Annotated in this window: 22 protein-coding genes and 2 tRNA genes; 7 read left to right on the forward strand and 17 right to left on the reverse strand. The window is 42.7% G+C overall.

The genetic code is table 11. The features are described from left to right. Positions 1-13: 13 nt before the first annotated feature. The 4 genes from U0033_RS13110 to U0033_RS13125 all read right to left on the reverse strand — a co-directional run bounded on the left by U0033_RS13110 (position 14) and on the right by U0033_RS13125 (position 7,087). A complete protein-coding gene (locus U0033_RS13110) occupies positions 14-1,567 on the reverse strand; it encodes a RagB/SusD family nutrient uptake outer membrane protein (RefSeq protein WP_072365469.1) in 1,554 nt (517 codons plus the stop codon). A 23-nt stretch (positions 1,568-1,590) separates the two neighbouring features. After that, positions 1,591-4,956, reverse strand: coding sequence for a TonB-dependent receptor (locus tag U0033_RS13115; protein WP_072365468.1), 3,366 nt, complete (start codon positions 4,954-4,956; stop codon positions 1,591-1,593). 310 nt (positions 4,957-5,266) lie between these two features. After that, positions 5,267-6,409 carry a FecR domain-containing protein gene (locus U0033_RS13120; RefSeq protein WP_072365466.1) on the reverse strand — a complete coding sequence of 381 codons (1,143 nt, stop codon included), beginning with the start codon at positions 6,407-6,409 and terminating at the stop codon, positions 5,267-5,269. 93 nt (positions 6,410-6,502) lie between these two features. Then, entirely contained in the window at positions 6,503-7,087 is a 585-nt protein-coding gene (locus U0033_RS13125; RefSeq protein WP_177318731.1) for an RNA polymerase sigma factor, read from the reverse strand. 168 nt (positions 7,088-7,255) lie between these two features. Here U0033_RS13125 and U0033_RS13130 point away from each other — a divergent pair. Beyond that, a tRNA-Asp gene (locus U0033_RS13130) sits at positions 7,256-7,329 on the forward strand. Positions 7,330-7,561: 232 nt separating this feature from the next. On the opposite strand, the gene U0033_RS13135 is transcribed toward U0033_RS13130, so the two are convergent. The 5 genes from U0033_RS13135 to U0033_RS13155 all read right to left on the reverse strand — a co-directional run bounded on the left by U0033_RS13135 (position 7,562) and on the right by U0033_RS13155 (position 11,773). Then, positions 7,562-8,053 carry a YeeE/YedE family protein gene (locus U0033_RS13135; RefSeq protein WP_072365463.1) on the reverse strand — a complete coding sequence of 164 codons (492 nt, stop codon included), beginning with the start codon at positions 8,051-8,053 and terminating at the stop codon, positions 7,562-7,564. A gap of 9 nt (positions 8,054-8,062) precedes the next feature. Further along, positions 8,063-8,626, reverse strand: coding sequence for a YeeE/YedE family protein (locus U0033_RS13140; protein ID WP_072365462.1), 564 nt, complete (start codon positions 8,624-8,626; stop codon positions 8,063-8,065). 65 nt (positions 8,627-8,691) lie between these two features. Next, positions 8,692-10,062 (reverse strand): OprD family outer membrane porin, encoded by a 1,371-nt coding sequence (locus U0033_RS13145; protein ID WP_143150942.1) that lies wholly within the window; start codon positions 10,060-10,062, stop codon positions 8,692-8,694. Positions 10,063-10,071: 9 nt separating this feature from the next. Next, positions 10,072-10,275, reverse strand: coding sequence for a hypothetical protein (locus U0033_RS13150; protein ID WP_072365458.1), 204 nt, complete (start codon positions 10,273-10,275; stop codon positions 10,072-10,074). 103 nt (positions 10,276-10,378) lie between these two features. Then, the gene (locus U0033_RS13155; RefSeq protein WP_072365456.1) at positions 10,379-11,773 is read right to left on the reverse strand and encodes an MBL fold metallo-hydrolase; all 1,395 of its coding nucleotides are present in this window, start codon (positions 11,771-11,773) and stop codon (positions 10,379-10,381) included. Positions 11,774-11,950: 177 nt separating this feature from the next. Here U0033_RS13155 and U0033_RS13160 point away from each other — a divergent pair, with 177 nt between their 5' ends. Beyond that, positions 11,951-12,799: a sulfite exporter TauE/SafE family protein gene (locus U0033_RS13160; RefSeq protein ID WP_245801869.1), complete on the forward strand. Its 849-nt coding sequence runs from the start codon at positions 11,951-11,953 to the stop codon at positions 12,797-12,799. A gap of 39 nt (positions 12,800-12,838) precedes the next feature. Here the strand turns inward: U0033_RS13160 and U0033_RS13165 are convergent, their stop codons facing one another. Beyond that, the gene (locus U0033_RS13165; protein WP_143150941.1) at positions 12,839-13,480 is read right to left on the reverse strand and encodes a hypothetical protein; all 642 of its coding nucleotides are present in this window, start codon (positions 13,478-13,480) and stop codon (positions 12,839-12,841) included. Positions 13,481-13,716: 236 nt separating this feature from the next. Here U0033_RS13165 and U0033_RS13170 point away from each other — a divergent pair, with 236 nt between their 5' ends. The 5 genes from U0033_RS13170 to U0033_RS13190 all read left to right on the forward strand — a co-directional run bounded on the left by U0033_RS13170 (position 13,717) and on the right by U0033_RS13190 (position 18,303). Next, positions 13,717-13,872 carry a hypothetical protein gene (locus U0033_RS13170; protein ID WP_177318730.1) on the forward strand — a complete coding sequence of 52 codons (156 nt, stop codon included), beginning with the start codon at positions 13,717-13,719 and terminating at the stop codon, positions 13,870-13,872. A 351-nt stretch (positions 13,873-14,223) separates the two neighbouring features. Then, a complete protein-coding gene (locus tag U0033_RS13175) occupies positions 14,224-14,781 on the forward strand; it encodes a Crp/Fnr family transcriptional regulator (protein WP_072365453.1) in 558 nt (185 codons plus the stop codon). A gap of 21 nt (positions 14,782-14,802) precedes the next feature. After that, positions 14,803-16,491 carry a dihydroxy-acid dehydratase gene (gene ilvD, locus U0033_RS13180; RefSeq protein WP_072365451.1) on the forward strand — a complete coding sequence of 563 codons (1,689 nt, stop codon included), beginning with the start codon at positions 14,803-14,805 and terminating at the stop codon, positions 16,489-16,491. Between the two features lie 97 nt (positions 16,492-16,588). After that, a tRNA-Ser gene (locus tag U0033_RS13185) sits at positions 16,589-16,673 on the forward strand. A gap of 292 nt (positions 16,674-16,965) precedes the next feature. Further along, positions 16,966-18,303, forward strand: a complete 1,338-nt coding sequence (locus U0033_RS13190) for a site-specific integrase (protein WP_072365448.1) — start codon at positions 16,966-16,968, stop codon at positions 18,301-18,303. Positions 18,304-18,360: 57 nt separating this feature from the next. On the opposite strand, the gene U0033_RS13195 is transcribed toward U0033_RS13190, so the two are convergent. From U0033_RS13195 to U0033_RS13225, 7 genes are all read right to left on the reverse strand, one after another. Further along, on the reverse strand, positions 18,361-18,573 hold the full coding sequence (locus tag U0033_RS13195) for a hypothetical protein (protein ID WP_143150940.1): 213 nt from the start codon (positions 18,571-18,573) through the stop codon (positions 18,361-18,363). 77 nt (positions 18,574-18,650) lie between these two features. Beyond that, entirely contained in the window at positions 18,651-18,914 is a 264-nt protein-coding gene (locus U0033_RS13200) for a hypothetical protein (protein WP_072365551.1), read from the reverse strand. A 442-nt stretch (positions 18,915-19,356) separates the two neighbouring features. Further along, positions 19,357-19,947 carry a hypothetical protein gene (locus U0033_RS13205; protein ID WP_072366803.1) on the reverse strand — a complete coding sequence of 197 codons (591 nt, stop codon included), beginning with the start codon at positions 19,945-19,947 and terminating at the stop codon, positions 19,357-19,359. Between the two features lie 120 nt (positions 19,948-20,067). Next, entirely contained in the window at positions 20,068-20,319 is a 252-nt protein-coding gene (locus tag U0033_RS13210) for a NucA/NucB deoxyribonuclease domain-containing protein (protein WP_072366805.1), read from the reverse strand. A 109-nt stretch (positions 20,320-20,428) separates the two neighbouring features. Next, complete coding sequence (locus tag U0033_RS13215) at positions 20,429-21,067, reverse strand: SMI1/KNR4 family protein (protein WP_072366807.1); 639 nt, start codon at positions 21,065-21,067, stop codon at positions 20,429-20,431. 6 nt (positions 21,068-21,073) lie between these two features. Beyond that, a complete protein-coding gene (locus tag U0033_RS13220; RefSeq protein WP_143151031.1) occupies positions 21,074-21,472 on the reverse strand; it encodes a NucA/NucB deoxyribonuclease domain-containing protein in 399 nt (132 codons plus the stop codon). 433 nt (positions 21,473-21,905) lie between these two features. Next, a protein-coding gene (locus U0033_RS13225; protein ID WP_322518493.1) for an IS630 family transposase occupies positions 21,906-23,038 on the reverse strand; the annotation gives its coding sequence in 2 pieces (ribosomal slippage) (positions 21,906-22,615 and positions 22,615-23,038; 1,134 coding nt in all). Positions 23,039-23,053 lie beyond the last annotated feature (15 nt).

Consider the following 23,053-nt stretch of genomic DNA (forward strand, 5'->3'; position numbering starts at 1 on the left):
TCAGTTTGATGTGTTATTTAGTTCCTCCCCATTCTTTACTCTGTTGCATTTTGGTATTTTCCAATTCTAACAGTGGAATTGGTAAAATCTCATTCTTACCAGCAATAAAGCCACGTTTACCTAATACTGATGGGGCTCTGCCAGTACGTACCAGGTCGAACCAGCGGTGACCTTCACCAGCCAGCTCCAGTCTTCTTTCATTGAAGATGTTGTCGTCAGTAGCTTCTACAGCAGTAAGGCCTACACGGGCACGTACTGCATTCAGCAACTGATAGGCACGGGTACCGGCACCACCACCCTGGCCAGCTTTCACCAGTGCTTCTGCTTCCATGAGGTAGGTATCTGCTAAGCGCATTTCGTACATATCCTGTGGGTAGTTCAACTCGGAATTACCTCCACCCAGAGATTTATTGTAATTAAAGCCAATGAACTTTTGCAGGAAATAGCCGGTGTTATTGTATCCTGATTCATAGCTTGCAATACCATTTGCCTGCAGGCTATCCAGGTTAGCAACGGTATATTTATAGCGGGGATCATAGTGAATTGCATCAAAGAGGTCTTTGGTCACTACCAGGAAACTCCAGCCTGATACATAATCAGGTGCACCTGCTTTAAGGGGCTTGTAGTTTCTTGGGCCGATCATGATGTTCAGCAGATTACCTTCCGTACAGGAGATACAATCCCATGAACCACCTGAGTTTGCATTAAAAGCTACTTCGAAAATAGACTCACTATTAAACTTACTGGCGTTATCTGATTTCCATAGGTCGCCAAAGTTAGCCAGCAGTTTATAACCATATTTTGTGTTGGTAGCACCAGGTACGGTACCGTTTACTTCTGCCAGTTCAGCAGCAGCAGCGGCATAGTTTTTCTCGTAGAGATATACTTTACCCAGCAATCCATGCACAGCACCTTTGGTAGCACGGCCACCTTCATCTTTAGCAGGTACCTGGTCAGGCAGGTTCACTTCTGCAATCGCGTCCTGCAGATCTTTTTCAATTTGTTTGTATACTTCTTCAGGTGAGGCCTGTAACACATCATACATTTCGCTGGTGGAAACAGGTTTGGTGAAGAGTGGTACATTTTTAAACATACGTACAAGGTCGAAGTAAAAAAATGCACGCAGGTATTTTGCTTCTGCAGTATAGCGGGCTTTGGTTGCCGCGTCCATAGGTACACCCGGCAATTTTTCAAGCAGTACGTTCGCACGGAAGATACCAGAGAATCCTTTCTTCCAGAGTTCATCCTGTGGCCCCTGATCAGGTGTGATGGTATAGTTGGAGAATACCTGGAAGGCAGTTACGTCATTGGCACCACCACCACCAGCGATGTGGTCATCAGATCCGGCGTTCATGGCACCCACTTTGGTAACATAGCCTCCACCTTGCCAGCCCACTACATCGTAACAAGCTATCAGGCCATTGAAGGCTTCTGTCTGGTTTCTATAATAGTTAGCTTCAAGGTTGCTTCCTTTGGGTTGTACTTCAAGGAAATCTCTGCTACAGCCACTCATCAGTTGCAGGCCTATAGCGAATGTCAATATATGCGGAATGTATTTTTTCTTCATTGTAATTTGCTTTTATCAGGTTATCAGAAAGTAGCATTAACACCCAGCATGAAAGATCTGGCCTGAGGATAAATACCTCTGTCAATACTGAATACACCACCTCCAATTTCAGGATCGTAACCGGTGTATTTGGTGAATGTGAGCAGGTTCTCGCTCATTACATAAACTCTGAATTTCTGAATACCCGCTCTTTTAGTAATGGAGGTAGGGATGGAATAACCCAGCTGTAAGGACTTGATCCTGCAATAGCTACCATTTTCCAGGTAGAAATCAGAAGGATTGGTAAAGTTTCTGTTAGGGTCTGAATTTATCAGCCTTGGATAATCGTTGCTTGTACCTGGGCCGGTCCAGCGACCAAGGGCTTTGGTCTGCCAGTTAGCATTGAGGATGTCCAGACGGCGAAGGCCCTGGAAGATCTTGTTGCCAGCAGACCCCTGTATGAATACTACGATATCTACGCCTTTGTAAGCAGCATTGATAGTACCACCATATGTCCAGGTTGGAGTTGGATTACCAAGGAACTGGCGATCTAATTCTGTGATTGCACCATCACCATTGGTATCTACCCAACGGAAATCACCAGGTTTTGCATCTGGTTGAATCTTGCCACCTGCTTTGCTTACATAGTTATTAACCTCTGCCTGGGTCTGGAAGATACCATTGGTTTTGAAACCATAGAAGCTGTTCAACGGCTGGCCAAGGGCAGTGCGGGTGATAGGATAGCTGGAAGACTGGAAGCTCTGACCACCAGATTGGTATGAGATACCTCTACCCAGGTTGGTTACTTTATTAGTTGTGTAGGAAACGTTCCCATTTACGTTCAGTTCAACTTCTCCCAGTTTTTTGTGGTAACCGAGCTCCAGTTCAACCCCGGTGTTTTGCATATCTGCAATGTTCGCAGCAGGATTAGAGATTGCACCTACGTAAGAAGGGATGCGTGGATTCTGAAGGATATCTTTAGTTACCTTCTTATACCAATCGAATCCTACCCTGAAATCATTGTAAACGGTTGCTTCAAAACCAATGTTGGTCTGGCTGGTGGACTCCCATTTCAGATCAGGGTTAGAAGGAGCATTGGGACTGTAACCGATGAGGTAAACACCATCAGTACCGAAGGAATAGTTTCTGCCGCTACCGATTGTAGACAGGTAGGCGAAATCGCCGATGTTATCATTACCTACTACACCGTAACCGCCTCTCAGTTTGAGGAAGTTTACGATATTCTGCTGTGGCCAGAAACCTTCTTTAGAGATATTCCAACCCAATGAAAAGGATGGGAATGTACCATATTTGTGGTTTGCACCAAAGCGGGAAGATCCATCACGACGTACGATAGCTTCTACCAGGTACTTTTCATCGTAAGCGTAATTTACACGGGCAAAGAGTGAAGAAAGCTTGTGATCAGCACCTTCACTACCACTGGAAACACGGTTGGTAGATGCTACGTTAAAATTCATGCTAGCCTCTCCGAATGTGCTTGCTGGCAGATCGTAATAAGTAACTGTGGTTGCTTTGGAACGGTTATCCATATATGCCCCCTGACCCAGGAGGATGGTGAAGGAATTCTTTCGGATATCTCTTGTATAAGAGGCGGTATTCTCAAGGTTCCATCCATATCCGGTGTTCTGATTACGTGAAAAAGAAGTACGTGTATTGATGGTAGATGAGTTCAGGTATGAGAGCGGTGTGAAATTCTCAGATCCCCAGAACGCGATTTTAGAACCAAGTGTGGAGCGAATTTTCAGACCTTTGATTGGTACTACTTCCAGGTAGGTATTACCTACGATGTTGTGAGACCAGTTATAGTTACCCAGGCGTGTAGAGATATACGCCAGCGGATTTATGATCTCCTGTCCTACCTCCTTGGAAATACCATAAGGATTACCATTGGCATCGCGGCGGATACCCACATTGGTATATGGGCTGCCGGCAGCAACAGCAGGATCAGTGATCACAGCAGGGGTAGTTGGATCCAGGTTGATAGCAGAGTTGAGCGGACCACCAAATTCGCTGTTGGTATTACCAATTCCCAGGGCCTTGTCGTAAGCATAACCTACGTTTTCGCCAAAGGTTACGTATTTGGAGAGTTTATGTATTGAGTTCAGACGCAGGTTGACACGTTCATATTTAGAGATGTCGGTAGCTACGATACCATCCTGTTTCAGGTAACCGAAAGAGGAATAGAAAGTAGATTTGTCGTTACCACCACTGATACTCACTTCATGGTTCTGACGTTTTGCACTATTGTTGAAAATAAGTGATTGCCAGTCTGTGCCTTTGCCCAAAGAAGCAGGATCAGCGAAAGGAAGCGCTTTATTAGGATCAGGATTGGCAGCGAAAGCAGCTTCATTACGCAGGGTAGCGTACTGGGTAGCATCGAGGAGCTTCAGTTTGCGGGCAGGAGCAGATGTACCATAGTAGCCATTGTAATTTACCTGCAGGGTACCGGCTTTACCTTTTTTGGTTGTCACCAGGATTACACCCGCAGCTGCACGTGCACCATAGATAGCCTGGGATGCTGCATCTTTCAGTACTTCGATAGATTCGATATCGTATTGGTTCAGGTAACCGATACCTCCATTATCAACCACCACACCATCTACAACCCAGAGTGGGTCATTGTTGTTGAAAGTGGTAATACCTCTCACACGAACAGTGGCACCTGAACCCGGCTGACCGGATCCTGAAGCAATAGTAACGCCGGAAGTACGGCCCTGGAGTGCACCTTCCAGACGTGTAACTGGCTGGCTTTCCAGCTCAGAAGCTCTTACGCTGGAGATAGCGCCGGTTACAACACTTTTCTTTTGCACACCATAACCTACAACGACTGTTTCGGTGAGGGCAGTTTGTGCAATTTTCAGTGTAAAGCTCATAGAAGACTTTGTCACAGCCCATGATAAAGGCTCAAAACCCAGCGCGTTCACAAGAAGGGTGGCGCCATGAGGGACCTTGATGGAATAGAAACCTGTAACATCGGTAACGGTACCACTTTTAGAATCTTTGATACGGATACTGGTGCCGGGAACCGGTTCTCCTTTTTCGTCGGTGATGCGGCCGGTAACGGTGATGGTGGTATCAGCAGCGGCTTTTGTTTCAGGCAGGCTTTTTACGATAATGCGGGAGCCGTCTACTACATAGGAGAAAGGCTGATTTTCGAGCGCCATTTCCAGGACTTGACGTACTGGTACATTTTTAACATCTATAGTGACAGGATGTGCCGTAGCCAGCAAATCTTCATCATAAACGATGGAGATACCCGCCTGGCGAGCAACTGATTTCAGCACCTTTTTGAGGGGCGCTTTCGTCTCGGACAGGGATATTTGCTGGGATAATCCTTTTGCGCTGATCTGCAGGCAAGCTACGAGCAACAAAAAGGTTGTCAGTTTCATAACGAGTAATATTTGACTTCGGAAAACGTGAATTCCGAAATATTTTTTGGTTGATGGGCACTTCCGGGAATAGGAAGTCCTACCACATAAGTTAAAATTCATACTTTTGTAGTGTTTGGGAATTTGAAATCAATAATTCGTAACGGGATGTTGTTTTCTTTTTGGGCCCAGACTTTATTAACCGGGAGTGTTGCAAGCGCTTCCGGTTTTTTATGGTATGGCCCGAATTGTTTTAGTTTGTCTCTACTACATTCATAACGTTGTTTTAGGTTCTAGAATGACTGGTAATAGTTTACGTGGAAAACCAGCCTTATTTCACAGTTAGTTTTCTTCCAACAAGTTCGAATACAGGTCCGTTTGCTTCCAGCATATGGAGAATATCAGACAAGGGAAGGCTGCGGCTGATACGGCCGCCAAGGAGCCTTTCGTTGGCTGTTTTGTTGTAACTAATATCTATATCATACCACCTGGCAAGTTGTCTTAAGATATCTGACAGGCGGGCATTGTCGAATTCAAAGAAGCCGGTTTTCCAGGCGATGACCTGATCTACGTCTGCTTCCCGGATGGTAATATTGCCGGTAGAAGGGTCCATCAGGGCCTGCTGACCGGGAAGGAGGCGCTTGTCATTTACCTTTACTGCGCCATTTATAAGAGTTGTGTTTACGCTTTTCTCGTCGGAGTAGGCCATAACGTCAAAGGAGGTACCAAGCACCTGCACTTCCATGTCATTGACCTGGACGATGAAAGGTTGTTTGGCATTTGGGGTTACTTCAAAGTACCCCTGTCCTGTGATATCGACTCTCCTATCTTTCCCTTTAAAGGCAGTAGGATATCGGAGGCTGCTGGCAGCATTGAGCCATACATGGCTGCCATCCGGCAGGATAATATTGAACTGACCGCCCCTTGGAACGGAGAGTGTATTATATACGACAGCATCATCGCTTGCTTTGGAAGCGTATTGCAACTGGCCATTCTTTTGTAATACGGTAGTAGCACCTTGTGAGATGACCTGATTGCCGGCGCTGTCCAGGATGACGGTGGAGCCATTTGCGAGGGTGAGGACGGCTTTGTTGGTGCCAGGGGCGATGGATGCTGCTGCGATGGCAGGTGCTGTAGTCAGCTGTGGGGCTGGCTGTTTTAATATAAAAAAGAGTATTACGGCGGCGGCTATGGAAGCAGCGGCGTAGTACCAGAGTGTTCTGATTTTTGTATGGGGTTTGGTTTCTGTAATGGACTGCAGGAGTTTGGTTTCGATGCGATCAGAAATTTCAGCGGGAATTTCCTGCTGGGAGCTGAAGGCATTTTGAAATTCCTTTTGCATGGTTTTTAACAGCGCACGGTGTGAGCCGGAGGCTTGTAGCCAGGCGTACAGCTCTGCGGTTTCCGCTGCATTACATTGACCGTCAAGGTACTTGGTGAGCAGTTTTTCGTAATGTTCCGTGGTTGATGACATACAGTTATTATAGGTATCTGTATATATTATCCGGAAATGAGGAGAGAGGGTACCCCGGGAAGAAAATATTTTTAAGATTTTTTTAAGAAATTTTTAGGGTATGATCTTTTCGGCTATATATATAGCCACCATAATATCCCCATATTGGTGCACGTACTCATATATGAAGCGCATGCCGAGCACCATGTGTTTTTTCACAGCATTCCTGGAGATGCCGAGTAGTGCTGCGGTTTCATCATAACTTTTCCCTTCCTGTCTGCAAAGTTGGAATACCCGTAAACGTTGTGGAGGCATTTTGGCCAATGCTTCCTGAAAAAGCCTGTCATATTCTTTGGCGCGCACCATTTGTTCGGGGGTAGCGGAGACGGGTTCATTGAGTTGGGAAAAGAGTTGTTCGCGCATGGCCTGATCGGTAGACAGTTTATCAATTGTTTTGATTACATGGTTACGGGCAATGCGATACAGGTATCCTGAAAAGGATAATTGAGGATTAATACGGTCTCTGATTTCCCATATTTTCAGAAATACGTCGTGGACGAGATCTTCTGCCAGCGAAGGAATTTTGCAAAACCGCAAGAGGTATATGTAAAGAGAAGCGTGATAATGACGGTAGATTGTCGAGAACGCCAATTCATCTCCCTGCTTCATTTTGATCAGCACTTCTTCTTCTGATGGCATACGATCCATAGTTAAAATCAAAGCGTTTTGATGCCTGCCCCCGGAGGCTGTAAAGCTAAAGAAAAGATAGTGATTGCGGGAGGGGAAAGATTTTTATATAAATAATTTGCACAATTGAAATAAAAGTGCATATATTTGCACCCCCGACACAGAGAAAAAGGGTGTGAAGGATCAGTAGTTCAGTTGGTTAGAATGCCGCCCTGTCACGGCGGAGGTCGCGGGTTCGAGTCCCGTCTGGTCCGCAAGTAATTTTGAAACCCCGCGCTAAGCGCGGGGTTTTGTTTTTTAGTCGAGTTCCGTTTGTGGAAAACCGGGGATCAAGTTGAATTCTTGGGGGATTCGCGTACACCCTTTTCCATAAAAAAAGGACCTGCACTAACAAGAAGTTACAGGCCCTATCCATTTGGTTGACGATGACGACAGGTATTTATGTAAGAGACTTCAGGATGTGATCATTTAAGAATACATCCTTCATCAGTGAGGTAACTTTTCACGGAGGTATCCATAAGTCCAGGTACCTGCAATAGCACTTATCAAGATTACGATCACAACAAATGCACCTGTTCCTATCTGTGCGAACAGAGGCCCAGGACATGCACCAGTGAGCGCCCAGCCAAAGCCGAATATTAAACCTCCAAAGATCTGTCCTTTATTAAACTTTTTAGGATGGAATTCTACCTTTTCCCCATGGATGGTTTTAATATTAAACCTTTTGATCAGCCACACAGAGAGCATACCTACGATGACGGCAGAACCGATCACACCATACATATGAAAACTTTGCAGTCTGAACATTTCCTGTATGCGGAACCAACTAATCACTTCTGCTTTTACAAAGACGATCCCAAACACCATCCCTACCATCATATATTTAAGATTATACCACCAGGGATGCTGTTGTTGAGATTCATTTATACAAATGGTATCCAGAGAACGGACTTCAAAATCAGTATTATGATGCTGCATCTTTTTAAATTATAAATTAAGAATGTAAGGAAGGAACAGGTTGGCCATGATAATACCACCTGCCATGAACATAACTGTAGCGACCAGGGATGGCCATTGAAGATCGCTCAATCCCATAATGGAATGACCAGAAGTACAGCCTCCGGCATACCTGGTACCAAACCCTACCAGGAAACCACCGCCTACCATCATGATCAGTCCCCGTAAAGTAAAGAGACTATGCCAGGAAAACAATTCAGATGGCAATAGTGAGGAATGATCAGTAATACCATATTTAGAGAGCTCTTTTAATAGGGATGAATTGACAGCGATGGGATGAGGATCAGCCAAAACATTTACTGCAATGATGGCACCTATAAAGATACCTCCTACGAAGAAGAAGTTCCAGATCTCTTTTTTCCAGTCATATTTAAAAAACTTTATCCCTGCGGGAAAGCAGGCCGCACAAGCATGACGTAGATTGGCTGAAATACCAAAATGCTTGTTGCCCAATAACAGCAGGGCTGGTACAATTAATCCGATCAATGGCCCTGCCACATACCATGGCCAGGGTTTTTGTAATATTTCCAACATGCTATCTATTTTTTTTCACAAAAATAAAATCAGGTAAAAAGGGTTTCAGTGACTATTATCACTTATCAAAAAATATAATTGATCACGCATGCAAAGTGAGTTAGATCTACCTTGTTGATGACGTATCGAAGGTTATTATAATCTGCTCCCTTTTCCCCTTTATAGATCATAAGAGCGGCTATTTTCATATTTGACATCCAGCCACTGCCCCAATAGTTAATACCTAATTTATAGTGATCATAGGAAGGAACACCATATTTGTTAAGCACATATTGTTTTACATCCGGCATCAAGTAACGACCATAACCGGCATCCAGCACCAAATGCTTATTAAAAAAGCTCCACATAGCGGTGATGGTGGCTGCGTTTACATTACCCGCGCCTTCATTCCTTTCCCTGCTGAGGAATGTAAAAAGGGGCTCTGTACCCCATTCCCGTGGCATAGTAAATCTTCCGCTTCCTGTGATCCGGGTATAATTCACTAACACCTGTCCTCTATCATTCTCCCAACCGGCCCTTACACCGATAATATGCACATGATCGGAAGGATTGAAATAGGTTTTGGACGTTTCGGCATTTCCTCCCTGATGCACGACTTGTTGCTGGATGAGCTGGATACCGGTGATCCATGTATGATTTGCAGCAGGAATCTTATAGTCAGCCTGTAGCAGCAAGGTATTAAACAGGTTTTCACTGTATTGTTCCCATAGCTGGAAATGGACGTATTCTTTTGGAAGAAAGTGTATACCCAGTAAGCCTATGCCATGCGACTGTACATTGTTCAGGTAATTTCCTTTGGCACCATCGTTATTGGTACCCTGGGGATATTTCCCTAAAGAAGCGCCAATACCATACCAGTGCAGGGTACCTCTTGGGGCTATACGATACAGCCATCCGGTCTCTATCTTCCACTTATTCTTATTGATAGTTGTATATATACCTTCTACCGATGTAGGCTGCATCCTATTGTCCTGTGTGTTAACAAAAGGAGTATTTAGCAATTGTCGGCCAAAGGTTATTTTCCCGGATTTGTATTGATAAGATACGTTCAGGACAGATAATAACATGACCTTATTGCGGGCATCCATATTCGAGATATCGAACAATGTACTTTCATAGCGGCTAAGTACATTGGTAGCAGGATCTGGTGTTGTCAATCCGGAAGAGAAAAGCCTATAGCTGAAATGCATGCCTGCAGAAAATCTAAAACCATGAAAGGAGTCTGTTTCATAAAGTATATGGCCACCTATTGCATCGGCCCTGTAATTAGTAAGTCCGGAAGCATTATTGGTGACCATCATTATATTTCTCAGGTGACCATGTAATGTTCCTTTCCTAAAAGCCCTGAACAGGGAACTTGTATCCTCTTTTGACTGGGCGGAACTTACCAATTGAAGCAGGAATACGGGCAGCAATAAATACCATACTTTATTCACAGCCTGCGCTCATTTTTTTTGTTTGGGTGATGGTACGGTACATGCGCCACTAAAACAGGGTTGCATATTAAAAACGGCTATGATAGACAGGAATAGACCAGCTACACCTAGTAAGGGTTGTCCTTCAAGCACTGCAAATGTTATAGCTGTGATACCAGCTATTAGGCGGATAAAACGCATCAGCGTCCAGCGGGTAAAGATGAGTTTTTTCATTATGTTTATTTTTCTGAAATTTCTACTAAGCGACTCAGATTATCCAGGGAAGCCCCATGATAAATATGGTTATCAACCCTTATTCAATTCAAAAATGTTGACATCATCCCTTCACTACAGGCTTATTTTCCTGTAGCCATTTATTTATACCTTCAGTATAATTCTGAATATTTTTAAAGCCTTGTCCGGCAAGCCATGAATAGGCAATGGTGGCGCGATCACCTCCCTGACAATAGATTACCACCTTTTTATCTTTGCTGATCTTGTTTATATGCTGAGGCAGTGAGCCTACAAACACATTTTCTGCACCTTTTATATGCCCTGATTTGTACTCGGTGGCTCCCCTGAGATCTACGAGCTGGATCCCATTATTTTCGTGCAGTGAATTAAACTCATCCAGGGAAATGGTGGTCGCCTTATCAAGGGGTCCTTCCCAGCTATCTAAGGAAGGTATATATCCAAAGACATTATCCAATCCGATCCGCATGAGCTTACGGGTAAGATCGTTTACCTGAGAGGGTTCGGCAAGTAAGACAAAAGGTGTATCATAATCCAGGAACCAACCTGCCCAGGTATTGAAGGAATTATTTCCCTGGATATTTATGCTTCCGGGGATATATCCTTTGGCAAAGGTATTTTTATCGCGGGTATCGATGATCTTATAGCCTTTGGTCATTGCTTCTTTCAGGTCTTCTTTGCCAAGCGCTTTCAGGGCAGGCACTTCCGTGAGCAGTGGCCGGTCTATCTTATTTAGCTTTTTCATCATCGCAAAATATCTGGGAGGTTCAGGCTGATCTTCCAGCAGGTACTTTACAAATCCTTCTTCATCTTGTTCAAAGCGGAAGGCCCAGTTCCTGACCATTTCATAGCCAGTGGTTGTGGAAGGTACAGATCCCAGTGCTTTGCCGCAGGCTGAGCCCGCACCGTGACCAGGCCATACCTGAACATAAGGAGGGAGAGCACTAAACTTTTTCAGTGATAGAAATAACTGGTGAGCCCCTATTTCCTGGGTACCTTTAAGTCCGGCAGCTTTTTCAAGGAGGTCAGGACGACCAATATCACCTACGAATACAAAGTCACCGGTAAAGAGCATTACAGGAACATCACTGGCTGGCTTATCTGTCAGCAGGAAACTGATACTTTCCGGTGTATGTCCGGGAGTGTGCAATACCTTAAATTCGAGGTTGCCCAGCGGGATGATCGTTCCATCACGGAGGCCTTCATGGTCAAATTCATATTGCCAGTCGGGTCCACCTTCATCAGACAGGTACATTTTAGCACCGGTGAGTGCTGCCAGTTCTCTTGATCCGGATAGGAAGTCAGCATGAATATGTGTCTCAAATATATGAGTGATATTCATTTTCTGCTGCCGGGCGATTTCTATGTAGGTATCTACATCTCTTTTAGGATCTATCACAACGGCGACGCCAGCTTTTTGGCATCCTATAAAGTAACTGCCCTGTGCCAGGCTATTATCGTAAATGTGCTGAAAATACATAATGTTGCTTTTTCTGATAGCACAAAGATGCAGCCTATTACTAACGCCATCTGTGACCCTTGTCACACAACATTAAATTCATGATTTAATCCATTATCTTCCTGGTAGAGTTTGACAATACCTTTCAGGTATTGAGATGGAAAAACGTTTTAGATAATTGGGGCAACCATTGGCAAGGTGACTAATATCACAGACAGCACCGATGAAGCGAACGACATTTGCCTTAAAATGAATATTATGCATCTCCTTGGATATATTGCTTCTTTACTGATTGGAGTGTCGCTTGGATTGATCGGTGGAGGAGGCTCCATACTTACAATGCCTGTAATGGTATATCTTTTTGGTGTCTCGCCCGTTACAGCTACTTCCTATTCTTTATTTGTGGTAGGGTCCACAAGTCTTATTGGTGCTGCCAGGCAGTATAAGGAGGGTACGGTGAATATCAGGATGGCCTTATTATTTGCAGCTACCTCTGTTATTACCGTATTTATTACACGTAAGTGGCTGGTGCCTGTTATTCCTGAACATATTGCGACAGTGCATGGTTTCGTCATCACAGAAAGCTGGTTGACGATGGTGTTATTTGCAGTGCTGATGCTGGCTTCTTCAGTTTTTATGATGCGTAATAAAACGCTCCCTGAAGGGAACGATATGAAAATTAGTTTCGTGAAGCTGGTGATCTATGGCACAGGTATCGGGCTGGTAACAGGTTTGCTGGGCGCCGGCGGTGGATTTCTACTTATACCGGCACTTGTATTACTATTACATCTGCAGATGAAAGAAGCCGTAGGAACGTCACTGTTAGTGATTGCGCTGAATTCATTGATTGGCTTTACGGGGAATTTACAGGATAAGGGAATGGATTGGAGATTACTGGTGACAGTGACATTGCTGGCCATGGTTGGTATTATTGCGGGTAGTTATTTGAATCGTAAGGTACCCGCAGGGAAACTGAAAAGAGGCTTTGGTTGGTTTGTACTGGTTATGGGGATTTATATTTTAGTGAGGGAAGTGATGGCTTTATAATCTTCAAAGAAAGCATCTTATAGCATATCAAACAGGTCGTCATTCAATCCATTCCCTTACAGTATCCTCTATTGCACCATACCAGGCATACTTTGTTGTATTAAATTGAAAGCCATCCCCAATTTTTTCTGCCCGGACTGCCTCCTTATAACATTCCTCATAAATTTTGTAATAGTCTGCAATCAAATCCGGGCAATCGTTTAGTTCTTTCTTAGTTTTCCAATCAATAACAACAGGGAAACATGAATAAAAACTTATCCCATAAGGACGCACAATTTTATTGATCATATACAATGCATCAATAGATATCGGGTATGTTTGAGATCCAGGCCGGCCTACACAAACCCTTTCATATGGTTCGTAATAATATCTATATACTTTCCTACAACAAATCGAAAGATCGCCGTTAAACTGCAGCAATTGTCCGACTATAGCCAATTTTATACTGTCTGAAAGACTTGCAAGCTTTTCCAGATCATAATAATCATCTAATATTTTAATTGTTGAGTCATTATATTCCATCACTACAAGCAGCTTATAACCTTGAATCTGATCTCTTTCATGCCAGCAGGTCGTCTTTTCAACCCTGACCCTTTTCAACTGCGCAAAGGTCTTGCAAAAGACTGTCTGCAACACAATGAGCATAAGAAAGAAGCTAAGAATATTACCTCTGATTTTCATAATTATTTCCGTCTAATACTTTTTTACTGCGGATAACTTTAGTTAATCCTGCTTTTTTCTGCGCCGGATCTACCATCTTAACACGGGTGGACTTTCCTTTATTTCAATCCGCATTACGTAACATTTGCAAATGAATGAACCCCTTTTTAAGCCACAGCATCTGCCTTCGTAACATGTTCGGGGCACGAATTCCTACCATTGTTAACCTAGATATCCTCCAACCTTAGCCCGGTATTATGGACACGCTCCAGGGTTTCAAAGCAGACATCGGTGCAGCTTTCATTACTGGCACAAATATAGAATCCCGTCTTTTCATTCACTGCAAAACTTACATCCTGGAGCTGTGGCTCTCCCGGACTTCCATGCACCTGTTTTACATCATCGTTCAGTGAATCTACCGCACAATATGGGTATTAATCAGTCAAGGTCCATGACATTCAATCAATTTTAGGAAAGAACCCAACAGCATCCCAGAACGGCATCCCCCAAGGTGCGTTTGTAAAAGCCTTTACAGCTTCCGTAAATATTACAAGTCTAAGCATGGAATCTATGTCCGAATTACAGCAGCATGCAATGCTGCTGATTGCACTTACATGATCAAAGGATTTGCCTGCAAGAAGCGACTTTAATTTACTGGCCCCTACCACGTGCAAACTTTTCTATTTCAAGCAGCTCCGATTTTGACCAAGGTCAATCTTTTTGATAAGAAATTCCCCCATCTTTGACCCAACAATTGCAGACTAATGACGGCCGACCTTGCAGACCTCATCCGGAAAAACACGCCCCTCAGTGAAGAACAGCTCACTGAGGCTCTTTCCTATTTCAAACAGGTCACGGCAAAAAAGAACGAACTATTGCTGGAAGAAGGCATGGTCGCCGACAAACTGTTTTTCATTGCCAAAGGTTGTCTACGGCTCTCCTACGGTAACGAATCTACCCGGTTCATGGCTTTCGAAAATACTTTCCTGACTTCCATTGTCAGCTTTATTTCCAGAAAGCCGGCACCGGAATACATACAGGCTGTAGAGAACTCGGAGTTACTGGTGATCACTCATCATGATTTTTTTAAACTCAGGGAGATCATTCCCGGATGGGATAAGATCTATATCTACATCCTCGAATATGGCCTGACCGTCGTCAATTCAAAACTCAGTAGTCTACTTACACAAAACGCTGCGGAACGATACCGCAGCCTGCTGATCAACAATCCGGAACTGATTCAACGATTATCTAATGCTAACCTTGCCGCGTACCTGAATATTTCGCCGGAGACACTTAGCAGACTGAAATCACATATGTAATTCTAAAAACAACATGCCATCATGAGAAGTGATGAAGTAAAAAAAGGGTATCAAAGAGCACCACACAGATCATTATTCAGGGCAACCGGATTAAAAGATGAAGATTTCAACAAGCCATTTATTGGTGTGGCTAACTCATTCATTGAAATCATTCCGGGTCACTTTTTCCTGAATAAAGTGGCAGAAATTATTAAAGATGAAATTCGCGCCAATGGCTGCGTTCCTTTTGAATTCAATACGATCGGAGTGGATGACGGGATCGCTATGGGCCATGACGGAATGCTGTTTTCATTGCCAAGCAGGGAGTTGATTGCAAGTTCTGTAGAGAGTGTGATGAATGCACATAAACTGGATGCAATGATTGCCATCCCTAACTGTGATAAGATTGTGCCAGGTATGATCATGGGGGCGCTCAGGGTAGATGTGCCTACTATTTTTGTCAGCGGAGGTCCAATGGCAAAAGGATATAAAAAAGATGGCACACCTATCGATCTGGCCACAGCTTTTGAGGCGGTAGGTAAGCATGAAGCCGGGATGATGAGTGATGAAGAACTAAGGGATATTGAATGTAATGCCTGTCCGAGTGGTGGTAGTTGTTCCGGGATGTTTACAGCGAATTCCATGAATACGCTGATGGAGGCAATGGGTATTGCCCTGCCAGGGAATGGAACGATCCTCGCCCAGACGCCTGAAAGAGAGGCACTTTACAGAAGAGCGGCCAAAAGGATCTGCGAGATTGTGAAGGATGATGTAGCCAGGGAGCGATTCAAACTGAAGAATATCCTGAATGAAAATGCGGTTAGGAATGCGTTTGCAGTAGATATGGCCATGGGCGGAAGTACTAATACCGTGCTGCATATGCTGGCCATTGCCAGTGAGGCGGACGTAAATTTCCAGTTGAAAGATATCAATGAGATTTCTAAAAACGTGTCTCATATTGCGAAGATCTCCCCTAGTTTGACGACAGTACATATGGAGGATATCAACAAGGCAGGTGGAGTGAACGCGGTGATGAAGGAAATGAATAAGAGAGGGAATGGTGTATTGGTTGATAATCTGACGATTAGCGGGGAGACTATTTTTGAGAAGATAAAGGATGCGGAGATTAAGGATGACAAGATCATTCACAGGATAGATAATCCTTATAGCCAGGTAGGCGGATTGGCGATTTTGTATGGCAACCTGGCGGAGCAGGGAGCGGTAATTAAAACGGCCGGGATCACTGGTTCCAGGGTGTTTACGGGGAAGGCTGTATGTTTTGACGGGCAACCGGAAGCGATAGAAGGGATACTGATGGGGAAAGTGAAGGCGGGAGATGTGGTGGTAATCAGGTATGAAGGGCCGAAAGGCGGGCCTGGGATGCAGGAGATGCTGACGCCAACGAGTTTGATCATGGGTATGGGATTGGGAAGTGCTGTGGCCTTGATTACGGATGGCAGATTTAGTGGGGCAACGAGGGGTGCGTCAATTGGACACGTATCTCCGGAAGCTGCTGAAGGGGGGATGATTGGGTTGCTGAAGGATGGAGATGAGATTCATATTGATGTGGACAAGTATATTCTGGAGGTGAATTTGGGGGCTGAGGAGATCAAAAAGCGGAGAGCGGAGTTTGTGCCGGTAAAAAAAGTTTTGACTTCAAAATGGCTGGGGCAGTATAGGGCTTTGGTGACGAATGCGAGTAGTGGTGCGGTTTTGAGGAGTGATTTGTAGGGGTGAGCGGGTGCGTGCCGGGGGTGTTTTTGAAAAATGTTTTACACATTTTAAAAAAATATTTGGTGAATCACGATCTGTTTTTCACATTTGCAGCGGAGAAATGGCAGAGCGGTCGAATGCGGCGGTCTTGAAAACCGTTGACTGTAACAGGTCCGGGGGTTCGAATCCCTCTTTCTCCGCCCTGATTATGAAACTTATAACGAAAACCGTGTTGTAACTGACACATTTTCAATAAAGTTCTTTACTAGCCTGCTTTCGGAAGATGGCAGGCTTTTTTGTTTTTCCCAAAAAAGCCACCAAATCTTTCAAAAACGCCCAAAAAAAATAGCGTAAATCGTGGCACCTCTCGAAATAAAAAAAAGGTGCCACGATTTGAGTGTAAGTAACTGTCTGTCAAGATGTTCAAAATGTTAACATCTTGACAGACCCGAACAATAATTCGACATTTAATCACCTTTAAATTGTTGAGTTATGTTGAGTGAAAGTTTTTCAGTACTGTTTTTTTTAAAGGCCCCTAAGAAGGATCTGGGTCAGCCCCGTGCTATTTACATCCGTATCACTGTTGACGGCATAGTCAAAGAAGCCTCTATCCAGCGTAAATGTTTACCCAAACAATGGCATCAGCAATTAGGCCGTAGCCTGGGAAAGGATGAACTTTCCCAAACCCTGAACACTTTTCTTACTACGCTTGAAGCTAAACTTGAAAAGAAACGTACTGATTTGATTTCAGCCGACAAGCAGGTAACTGCTGAAATACTGATTGATTATGTAAAAGGTCGTGACACTCCTAAGTATTATTTACTGGAAGAATTCAAGAAGCATAACAACCAGCTAGCCATTCTGGTCGGAAAAAGAAAGGCCGCCGCTGGCACCTGTGAACGGTATTCCACTGCCTACAGTCATACCCGCGATTACATCCAATGGAAATATGCTAAAGAGGATATGCTTTTAGCTGACCTGGACTATGATTTTGTAAATGATTTTTATTTCTACCTCATGTCGGTAAGATCCTGTTGCAATAATACGGCTTGTAAATATGTCTCCAACATGAAAAAGATCGTACTGATCGCCGTTAAAAAGAAGTACATTCTTTCCAATCCCTTTGCAGAATTTGCAATGCACCTTGATGATGTGGAACATGATGCTCTCAATGAGGGAGAATTGTACAAGATAGTTAACCACAATTATGAAATTGACCGTTTGGATCGTATACGCGATGTGTTTCTGTTTAGCTGTATGACAGGTCTGGCTTTCGCCGATGTCGAAAAACTGAGTATGTCCGACATTGAAATCGATGAAACAGGAAGTTGGTGGATCATTCAGGATCGTACCAAAACGAAACGGAAGGCCGATATACCTCTATTCAGGGATGCCCAAAGCATTATAGAGAAATATGCTAATCATGAATGTTTGAAAAAGGGTGTGTTGCTACCGGTTGTGGCTAATGCCAACTATAATCTGTATTTAAAGGAGATTGCCGCCGGAGCCAGGATTGTTAAACGGCTTACCACCCATACTGCCCGCCGTACTTTTGCGTCTTTATGCCTTAATAATGGCGTTGAACTTAAGGTTATCTCTAAAATGCTCGGGCATAAATCGGTTAAACAGACGGAAAAATACCTCCGTTTGGAGAAAGATCACATAAAAAACAGTATGAACAAACTCAAGAAAATCCTGGATGGTAAAGAGGTTTCTTTCACCCGCGCAATCGGAAAGACATTTACAGCTGCCGTTAAAAGCCGGGTGTTGGAGTCGGCGGCAGAAGAAATAAATGACGACGAGGTAGTGGAAGAGTTTTCAGATATTTGAGCAAAAGTTCGTCTCCCTAAAGATTAAAACACTTTGGGGAGATGAACTTGTTGACTGCTAAATCCTGATGGCTACCGGGCTCCCTTCCGCAGGATGAAAGGAAGGCAGGTAAAAAATATAGCCCAAATGCTGAAGCTCCCCCATGTATTTATGGTAAGTAGGAATTCCTTTGATATGGGCAGTTTCCATCACCTGGCGTCTGGTTATCCTGATCATGTCCACTGAATTTTGCGACAAGCCCATATAAACCAGCGTTAAAAATAAGATCATATGCTTTGGTTTTATCCGTTCATCACGGCTCAAGACTCCAATATACTTCCTGAGCAATTCCATATTCTTAGCCATAACTATTTGAATAAATTATTAATATCCTTCAGGTTGTAATAATAAGAGCCACGGATTTTTTTAAACCGGATTCTACCAGCTATACTTAGGTTTTGTAAGCTACCGGGCGACATATCTAATATCTTCCGGGCCGTTCCGGCCTTTATCCAGTCGTTTACAATGGGTGCAGACATGGCGCTCAATTTCTCATCCACGATCTGGCGTATATCATTCAGCAGCTGAAGCCTGAACATCTTCAAATCATTTTGCGTTATCACATTTTCCATTCTCTCTTCGATTTGCGGTTTCAAAATATAGGCTACTGGGAACGTTCCGCTTCAGGGAGGGCACACACCTGATGTAGCCGAAGCAATCCAGATCTCTCACGTACCGGTAGTAGCCTGCGTTGGATAACACCTTAGCCAGTTGTTTAGCTTCCGAGCAAAACAATTTCAACGGCACCGGGCAATTTTGGTTTAACCAATATTGATAAAGACTGGCAAAAAGCCCGATATGGTTAAGCCCTATACGAGGATCTGTCTGAGCGGCTGTAAAAAAATCAGATAAGATCTTCATGTTTTCCATGTCACCAATTTTATCTATAAAAAAACTGCATATACACTCCGGGTCCTCGCCTTACGGCCATTGACTCGACCGGCAGATTCCTTCTTCAGGTCGATCCCCTTACGCTTGTTATTATTTTTGCCGGCTTTCTGACTTTGCCTGGTTTTAGTGCCCTTGGTAACTTTTTGAGTGGTTCCAAAAAACAGATTTTGGATTACGGTGTTTGAAAAAATCAAAGTATAATTTTGGATCAGTTATCCAACCCTCGTCGTAAACGTACACTTTATTCTTTATAGCCGAAATAAATGAATCTATCATTATTTCCAATGAATCGAATTGGGAAATCAGCTTAGAAGAATGGGTAAGTGTGGGTGCAAATAAATACACAAAACTATTATATCCCTCATCCATATTTATACACCAGAATTCTCCACCAATACTAGCAAAAACAGGGAAATATTCTTTACCAAGTGATTTCCAGCAACTTTTATAAATATCAATACAATCCTCTAATGAGTAAAAAGTTCCCGAAGGCCATAGAATGTTAATCCCGTAAGGGGGCCTTTCCTCAGAAAAGATTCTTCCGTTTCTCCATTCAAATAATTCAAATATTACCTCTGGTATATTCCGTTCCAAAAAACTCAATTTTTGGGTTATTTCATGTCTGGTTAACCCTGGTGTCAGTAAATCTACGATAGGGTGATTAAATCCTTCCAATAAATCTAATAATTCGTTTAATGATTTTCTTATACTCATTGTCAACTAATTTAAGGGGGCGATATTAAATACTGCTTGAGGAGAGGGTTGAATAGTACTTGGAGTTATTGGTATTCTAACTTCTGAAGACAATATAGTTAATATTTGAAGAAAACCGAGTCAAATGTCCAGTTTAATATCATCCTGTAGTTTTGCCTGAAATTCTTTAGGCACTTCTCCCTTTTTGTTAATTGGTATAACCAAGACCCTGTCCCCTTTCTTTAAACGCAATCCACTAATACGACCGACCTGAATAAAATTTTCTCCGCTTGGAACAACCTGCATACGCGCATATGACGCGAGGTAGAATCCCCCTTCCAGAGAACTTGCAAATGGATATTCATCTAAGCTTTCGACAAATATTCCAACCACCCTTATAAATTATTACCAAAAATGCCTTCAGTCAAAAAGGCTGAAGGCACTTATTATTTTGGTAGCACAAGATTTAGGAATTCATCCTAAAATGTCATAAAAATCATCTCTATTTTTCGGATTCATTCCAATCATCAAAAAATTCAAAATCATCTGGATCATCTCCTTCATAACGTTTGTCAGTATCCCAGTATAACGAACTAGGATTGAGTTTGTGGAAGAATTCAAATTGCCGAGGATCAATATTCCATCCTTTATCGTATGTATAAATACCTTCCTCAATGGCCTTTAGGGTCGAATAGAACATGTTTTCCAAAGAATCATAAATGGTCATTGGATCCTCAGACAGGGTTATCCCAGGGTTATAAAAGAAGACTTTGCTTTTAGCCCCGTCTTCTAAATCAATATACCAAACATCCATACCAATGTTATAAAACAAAGGAAAGTATTTTTTATCTACCCCAAAATCTCTTTTTATCTTATAAAGTTCTATACAATCATCCAAGGTGTAAAATTCGACCAGAGGGCAAAGACTATGCAACATGTAGGGTGGTTTTTCATCCTCAAACCTTTGTCCTGTCTTCCATTCAAACAACTGGTACACAGTCTCCGGAATATCTCTTTTTAAGAAACTTAGTTTCTCTTTGATTTCATCTCTTGACATGCCAGAAGTTACCTTTTCTGGTAGTGGGGAGCCGTTTTTTATTAAATATTCCAAAAGTTCATCGAGATAATTGCGTATTATCATAAGACTTTAATTTAAAGGTCCAATATTAAATATTGGTTGTGCAGATGGTGGTAATAAGCTTTCGTTAGGAATTAATGGAATCGGGGCAGATTCCTTTGAAATTAATATACTTAATGTGTTAATAAAATTAACTAAAATATCGTATTTATTATCCTGTTGAAGCTGAGAAACAAATTCTTTGGGCATTTGTCCTTTTCTGTCGATAGGAATAACTATAAGTTTGTCACCCGGTTTCAACCCTAATGCCGACAGACTACCAGCTTGTATAAAATTTTCCTTTTCAGGGACAGTTTCTACCCTTGCATAAGACCCCAGATAAAACCCTCCCTCTAAACTTCTTGCAAAGGGATACTCATCCCTAGATGTCACACCTCTTACAGGAGGTGGACCAAAGTAGTTTCGCAAGGCTAAATTACGATTAATTTCCTCCAGATGAGGAGCCCACGTTAATATATATCGCTTACCCGTTTTTATAGCCTCTACGGTGTTATGATAAATATTTGGTGTCTTTGTTTCAAAAAAAAATGTATACGCATTCCAAGAATTGGCGCACCTCCCATAATCATCTGTATCATCCTGAATGCCGTTTGGGCGGCTGATCCTACAAGAGTATATGCCTCCTCTCCATCGGGGTCTACATTATTATTAGGATTGTTATAATTATAAACGTAGGGGCTACATAAAGTAAAGAAAATGTAATCAGATCCTTCCTGTCTTTTATAAATTATTGTGAAGGACTTGAACTTCGACAAGGGAAAAGAATATTTAAAAAAATTATCACTTTAATAATTGATAATATCGGTAAATCTCGATTCTCATATAGTATACTAGTGTTAGGTTAATTATTAATTGACGGATACAATCTTTTTAACTTCACTCTTGCTTCTTTGTTTGTGAATTGCCAGTTTATTTGGCTGTTCTTATTGTTTCGATTAGTTTGCCATTCAGTGACCTCTTCTTTTACCTTCTCGATTGTAGATATATGCCTGTTCAGGCATTGTCCATTCAATACGTGCAATTCTATTTCGGCCATATTTAACCAGCTTCCATGTTTTGGGGTATAGATGAATTCAAATCTGTCACACAGCCTTTTTGCTTCTTTGGGTTCAAAGGTCTCATAAAATGCAGCACCCGTGTGCGTTTTTAAATTATCCATCACCAGGGTTATCTTTTTCGCTTTGGGATATTTCTTATCTGCGATTTCTTTAATAAACATTGCCCAATCCTTTCTGGCTTTGAATGCTGTTACCTCCACAAAACGCTTCCCTTTCAATGGTTCATTTGCTATAAATATATTTACCATGCCATGTCTAACGTACTCGTAATCTACTCTTCTTTCCTGACCAGGCTTCATGGCAACTGATTGTCTCACTTCATCGACTAACTGTTTTGGCGACTCATCCATGCAAATAACAGGATAATCAGCATTATAAGGCCTTTTATATACATCTAACACGTTCTCCATCTTTGCCACAAATTCGCTATTACAATGCGGTGGGATTACCCACCCTTTTGATTTCCAGGGCTTAAGTTCATTTTTTTTAAGACCTTTCTTACTGTTACATGAGAGATCTTTTCGACATACTTTAATTCAACCATCTTGTCTGCCAGGAGCCGTAATGACCATCTAGCAAATCCCTTAGGTGGCTCACTACAGCATAATGTGACTAACTTCGCTTCTATATCTCCATCCACTTTAGACTCGTAAATACGATTTGAAGGCCGTCTTTCTAATACCCCTTCAAAGCCTTCTTCAATAAATTTCTTCTTAACCCGATCTATTGTGCGCATCCCAACTTTCAAGACTTTACTTATTTGCTCGTTGGTCACTTTTTCCGAGTACTTCCCCTCATCACAATTTAATAGAATATAAGCCATACGAAAGGTTTGAGAAGTATGTGAACCTTTATTTATTATGCTGTGTAATTCTTCAACTTCACTCTTTGTTAATTTAACGGTATAGCGTATCATCTCTGGAAATATTTC

The sequence above is a fragment of the Chitinophaga sancti genome (assembly GCF_034424315.1).
Lineage (GTDB): Bacteria > Bacteroidota > Bacteroidia > Chitinophagales > Chitinophagaceae > Chitinophaga > Chitinophaga sancti.

Bases quoted from the DNA above. Each gene is read 5' to 3' on its own strand.
- U0033_RS13140 (WP_072365462.1), bottom strand. From the start codon at position 8,626: ATGTTGGAAATATTACAAAAACCCTGGCCATGGTATGTGGCAGGGCCA.
- U0033_RS13155 (WP_072365456.1), bottom strand. From the start codon at position 11,773: ATGTATTTTCAGCACATTTACGATAATAGCCTGGCACAGGGCAGTTAC.
- U0033_RS13205 (WP_072366803.1), bottom strand. From the start codon at position 19,947: ATGAGTATAAGAAAATCATTAAACGAATTATTAGATTTATTGGAAGGA.
- U0033_RS13110 (WP_072365469.1), bottom strand. From the start codon at position 1,567: ATGAAGAAAAAATACATTCCGCATATATTGACATTCGCTATAGGCCTG.
- U0033_RS13125 (WP_177318731.1), bottom strand. From the start codon at position 7,087: ATGCCATCAGAAGAAGAAGTGCTGATCAAAATGAAGCAGGGAGATGAA.
- U0033_RS13135 (WP_072365463.1), bottom strand. From the start codon at position 8,053: ATGCAGCATCATAATACTGATTTTGAAGTCCGTTCTCTGGATACCATT.
- U0033_RS13200 (WP_072365551.1), bottom strand. From the start codon at position 18,914: ATGGAAAATGTGATAACGCAAAATGATTTGAAGATGTTCAGGCTTCAG.
- U0033_RS13170 (WP_177318730.1), top strand. From the start codon at position 13,717: ATGGACACGCTCCAGGGTTTCAAAGCAGACATCGGTGCAGCTTTCATT.
- U0033_RS13165 (WP_143150941.1), bottom strand. From the start codon at position 13,480: ATGAAAATCAGAGGTAATATTCTTAGCTTCTTTCTTATGCTCATTGTG.
- U0033_RS13195 (WP_143150940.1), bottom strand. From the start codon at position 18,573: ATGATCTTATTTTTAACGCTGGTTTATATGGGCTTGTCGCAAAATTCA.
- U0033_RS13150 (WP_072365458.1), bottom strand. From the start codon at position 10,275: ATGAAAAAACTCATCTTTACCCGCTGGACGCTGATGCGTTTTATCCGC.
- ilvD (WP_072365451.1), top strand. From the start codon at position 14,803: ATGAGAAGTGATGAAGTAAAAAAAGGGTATCAAAGAGCACCACACAGA.
- U0033_RS13175 (WP_072365453.1), top strand. From the start codon at position 14,224: ATGACGGCCGACCTTGCAGACCTCATCCGGAAAAACACGCCCCTCAGT.
- U0033_RS13115 (WP_072365468.1), bottom strand. From the start codon at position 4,956: ATGAAACTGACAACCTTTTTGTTGCTCGTAGCTTGCCTGCAGATCAGC.
- U0033_RS13215 (WP_072366807.1), bottom strand. From the start codon at position 21,067: ATGATAATACGCAATTATCTCGATGAACTTTTGGAATATTTAATAAAA.
- U0033_RS13120 (WP_072365466.1), bottom strand. From the start codon at position 6,409: ATGTCATCAACCACGGAACATTACGAAAAACTGCTCACCAAGTACCTT.
- U0033_RS13190 (WP_072365448.1), top strand. From the start codon at position 16,966: ATGTTGAGTGAAAGTTTTTCAGTACTGTTTTTTTTAAAGGCCCCTAAG.